The following is a 4,738-nucleotide window of genomic DNA, read 5'->3' as shown; positions in this document are numbered from 1 at the left end:
ACCCACACCGTTTTCAAAAGAAGAAATAACCAATAAAACCTCTGAATACAGCGTGTGTCGAACATTGTCTTTGGAATCCAACTTCAACACTTCCCGGTATTCCTTAGCATTCTCCTTGAATACAGCCTTGTAAATGAAATCTGTAATTTGAGAATATTTGTATGTGGGATGTCCCTCCACGTATTGTTTGATGGCAGAAGTGAGATTTTTACGATAGTTTTCCTCTGTAATTGCGGCAGGAAGGTAATGCACATCCCTGCGGTTGATATATTTTGTTCCTCCACCTGTCTTTTCATTGATAGTGGTAATCACAAAATCCAAGATGAGGCTACGGACTTTCTTGGCTTTTTCACTCTCTGTAAGTAGCATACCCATATTCAAGAAAGAGCGGAAATTAAACAGTCCAAGTTGTGTTGTTTTGCTCGCCTCATTAATAAGGTGAGCAAATTCTAACTTAAACTCTTTCAGTTGTTTACCCTTACATAAAATATATCCGTTATGCTTCAATTCATCAGAATTTGATTGCAGATAACGATCTATTGTAGATGTGTCAACTTGATAAAAGTCGGCAACCATTTTTTTTGTAAAGCGGTATTCGCCCTCAAAGAGCATTCCTTCTATATCAAGATGCTCTTGTACCTTACTGACCGCAAAACGATTGTTAAGTACATTCTGCCGTTCTATGTTTGAGATGGTCAAATCTTTCATATCACTTCACGATTACGTAGTTTCAAATTACTAGTGCAATTTACATATTATTTTCCAACCAGACAGCCATTGGATTTTTGTACTGCAGGGGTTACGCATTAGGAGTAAATGCATAAGTTAATGACCCTATAAAATAGGAGAAAGGAGTGACCCAAAAATCCAATTTATAACAAGCTGATATTCAAAACCATATAAAAGCGAAAACTGAGTTGCAACTAAGCGATCGGCGAGTTGCAACTAAGCAATTGCCGAGATGCAACAAAGCAAATGCTTAATTGCAACTAAACTTTTGGTCACTTAGCTGTTGCTTTTTTAGGCTGTTATTCAAAGACCATCTGCACCCTTATTTGTGGGATGGATTTGTCCGTGGATGTTAATTATTCACACCGTGTAACAGTCTCCTTATCCATAGACACCCCGATAAAAGCCACTCACAAGGCTATTCTAATGCATAAGCCCTGATTAGCTGCCAATTTTTATGGCATAACTAAAAAACATTAGCTACCTATGCAACCCAGTTGCAAGTTTAATCATTAATCCTAGTTTATGATGAGGAGTCATCAGCCTTGTTGTCTTGCCATATGTAAGTGTATAGTGATGTTATTATCGCTTACATTTTCCAAGACAGACATTTTTGCACAGGAGCAGAGCAAGGGAGTATCCATCTCTTGCATCGTGCGTGATGCCATTACGCAAGAACCAATAGATGGAGTGGTTGTATCAATCAACGACCGTGAAACAGGAGTCACTGCAAGGGGCGGAAAAATCACCGTATTGGTGCCCCACAGTGCGACCCTTAAGTTCTCTCACATTGCGTATGAAGCCGTTGAGATAAGGAATGCTACGAAAGAGGCATCTAGTGGTCACCCACTCTATATCTCCCTTTATGCATCCAACTTTTCGCTCAATGAAGTAGTGGTAAAAAGTAAAGCCACTACAAAGAGTGTTACAGTAGCAGAAACACTCAGTAGCCGGGATATTTCTAGTAATCTAGGGAGCTCGCTTGCTGAAGCCATCTCCAAAGTAAAAGGAGTATCTATGCTATCGACTGGTCCCAATGCGAGCAAACCAGTCATTCACGGCATGCACAGTAATCGGGTGATGATTGTTAATAATGGCATACGCCACGTAGGTCAAGGCTGGGGCATCGATATGGCACCAGAGATCGACTTTAGTATGGCGCAAAATGTCCGAGTACTCAAGGGGGCAGAGGTGGTAAAGCATGGTTCGGGAGCCCTAGGTGGTGTAGTAGAAATAGACCCTCCATTGCTTGAATATCAACAAAAGGGCATTGGGGGAAAGATTGCCACCTCATATATCACCAATGGGCGTGGGTTGGTTGGCCTCATCGGGATCAATGGCTCACACAATAATCATTGGGCTTGGAATATAGCCGCCTCTTATCAAAACTACGGCGATAAGTCTACTGCCCACTACCTACTCAATAATACGGGTAGTAGGCAATGGAGTACCACTGCGCAATTGGGCTATAGGCGTGGAAGTCGATTTACCTCCGAATTGTACTACTCCTTTTTTCACTCTCATGAAGCCAGCATGTTTGCTTGGCAAATAGGAAGTCGTGATCTCTTTGAACAGAGACTGAAAATAGGGAAACCAGAGCTTATCTACCCATTCACAAGGAAAATCCAATACCCCTACTCCAAAGTGTGGCATCACCTTATCAACTCGCGCACTCGCTACGATCTTACCACCGAGCAAGTACTTCGGCTCAATCTATCCTACCAGCTAGATATACACAAGGATTACCACAATCGACGCAATTACCGATCCTACGTGCCAGAGTACAGCATGCGACTCTCTACACTTGACGGGCTCCTAACCTGGAACCACTATAACCTACTAGGTACAGAAGCCGAAGTGGGGGCGGAGATTCAAATCTCCACCAATGACAATCCCGAAGATACCGGTGTGCAACCAATGATTCCAAACTATAAGGCCTATACGTTCAGTCTATTTGCTTGGCAGAAAAAAGTATGGGAGCACTTCTACATGGATTGGGGATTTAGGTATGAAGATTATACAATAGGGGTAGCTGGCTACGACTTAGCAAGTGAATACTTCTCAGATGCCGATCACCGCACTCTACTAGGAGGGCAAATAGGCGTAGGCTATACTCCTACCGACAAGCTTTCGGTCATTAGTAGTTTCTCTATCCTCCAGCGTCCACCACACGTGTACGAACGTTTTTCCCTCGGAGTAGATAAAGCAGCAGGAGTATTCTCCCGAGGCGACCGCAACCTAACCCCAGAGATTGGCTATAAGTGGGTCAATTCCATAGAGTACAGTGGGGACAAGCTTGCCTGCTCTATTGAAGGATTTCTACAGTACGTCAATGGATATATCTATCAGGCCACTAAACGTGGCACATTCTTTCAGACTCAAGCAGGAGAGTACCCCGTATTTGATTTCTGGCAAGAAGATGCCTTCTTCTGCGGTGCAGACTTCAAAGCCAATGCCAATATCATAGGAAAACTACTTGCATACGGGCTCCAAACAGGCATCACGGTGGGACACCTAAAGAATATGCTACATGTCCCTAATATCGCCCCATTCAGGTGGCGTCACTGGATAGAGTCGGAGTATACCATTCCCGGCACCTCTATAGAGCTATCAGGCAACTTCGAGATGACCTATGTCGCAAAGCAAACGCTCTTTAGCCCAGAGCTAGACCTAGTGGACTTCACCCCACCAGCCTATACACTCTTCGACCTCTCATTAAAGGCAAAAGCCCCTGTCACTTTCGGGAAAAGCCTAGAGGGGGAGGTGAGTATTGAAAACCTCACCAACGCAGAGTACAAAGACTACACCAATCGCTTCAGATACTACTTCCACAATCTAGGTAGAAGCGTGAAGCTGCGCCTAATGTGGACATTCTGATCACAACAACTATTTTTCAACACAATAACCATTTTTATAGACAACAATTTTATGAAATTAAAAAGCTTATTCACCGTGATGGTGGCTATGATGGTAGCTATGATGGCTACTGGATGCAAGAATGGGATTGTCAATCAGGTCCCAGAGCCTGAAGACCAAAAGCTCAAAAAACTTCATGAGGATCCTACTACTGCAGAGTTTATCCTACAAGAGTGCCACACGCACGGCCCTTCAACTTGGCACGGAAATGGGGTGTCAGACCAAGTTAAGTACTTCAAAACCTTCCAGAAGATTACCTATAAGCTGAAAAAGGGGAAGGATGGCAATGGGAGACCAACACTAGAGTGGGGGCCAGCAGAGGATAGCCCAAAGGCCTTCTATGTACGTACCGGTCTTGACTATGGAGAGAGCCTTTCAAAGCCAGGCAATGGCGGCAATTTCTACTCCCTAGTAATCAAGTACTATAATGCTAAAGGAGAAGACATCACCCATCAATTTGTAACTAATGGGCAAGAGAATATCCACCAGCACTTCTTTATCCCAGTAGATAATTCTATCAAATCTTGGGGCGCTACGGATAAGGAAGAGCTGATGACCAACCTTCCAAAGGATCAAAATGGCGTAACTGACCTCTTTAAGTACTGGTATATGGATACTGACCCACACGACAAGCTAGCATCTGACGATGAGGCTAAATTCATCAAGGATCCACGTGGCTTTAAGGGTATCCTTCAATTTAATCCATTTAAGCCGGTTGAAGAAGGGGTTATTCCCGTGACCTATTCTTGTGATATCCAAGTGAAACTGATGCACTCCCTTACCAATAAGAAGGATCCTAAAAAGACCTTCTCAAAGACCGAAACTCCATCACCTTACAACAAGCCATCTACAGCCCAGCTCCAAGTGGATGTATGGGATCTAGATACGAAGATACACTTCGTGGTATTCAGTAGCCGTATGGAGTACCTCATGGATGATAGTATGAAGACCTTTGCCGACCTCAAGACTGATGAGCAAAGAGACTATGTACGTCGTTATGCCAAGGCGTGGGGCTGCACACTAGATCAAGCGGTAGTAGATATCCTAGGACAGCTATCTGGTGTAACTCTCCCAAAACGGGCGTATTGTGGCG

The 4,738-nt window shown here is 43.8% G+C and carries 3 protein-coding genes; 2 read left to right on the top strand and 1 reads right to left on the bottom strand.

The genetic code is table 11. The annotated features are described in order from the left end of the window. A partial coding sequence (locus QVO39_RS02365; RefSeq protein WP_288171602.1) for a DNA-binding protein occupies positions 1-708 on the bottom strand: 708 nt, incomplete at its 3' end. Positions 709-1,305: 597 nt separating this feature from the next. On the opposite strand from QVO39_RS02365, the gene QVO39_RS02360 reads away from it, so the two are divergent. Further along, positions 1,306-3,606, top strand: a complete 2,301-nt coding sequence (locus QVO39_RS02360; RefSeq protein ID WP_288171604.1) for a TonB-dependent receptor — start codon at positions 1,306-1,308, stop codon at positions 3,604-3,606. 51 nt (positions 3,607-3,657) lie between these two features. Then, positions 3,658-4,738: hypothetical protein (locus tag QVO39_RS02355; protein ID WP_288171600.1), on the top strand; the 1,081-nt coding region annotated here is incomplete at its 3' end.

Source organism: Porphyromonas sp. CAG:1061 (assembly GCF_000435035.1).
Lineage (GTDB): Bacteria > Bacteroidota > Bacteroidia > Bacteroidales > Porphyromonadaceae > Porphyromonas_A > Porphyromonas_A somerae.
Note: the sequence above shows the minus strand (reverse complement) of the source record. Positions and strands in the feature narration are given on the sequence as shown.

Coding starts and splice junctions, on each gene's coding strand:
- QVO39_RS02360 (WP_288171604.1), top strand. CDS start 1,306: ATGTTATTATCGCTTACATTTTCCAAGACAGACATTTTTGCACAGGAG.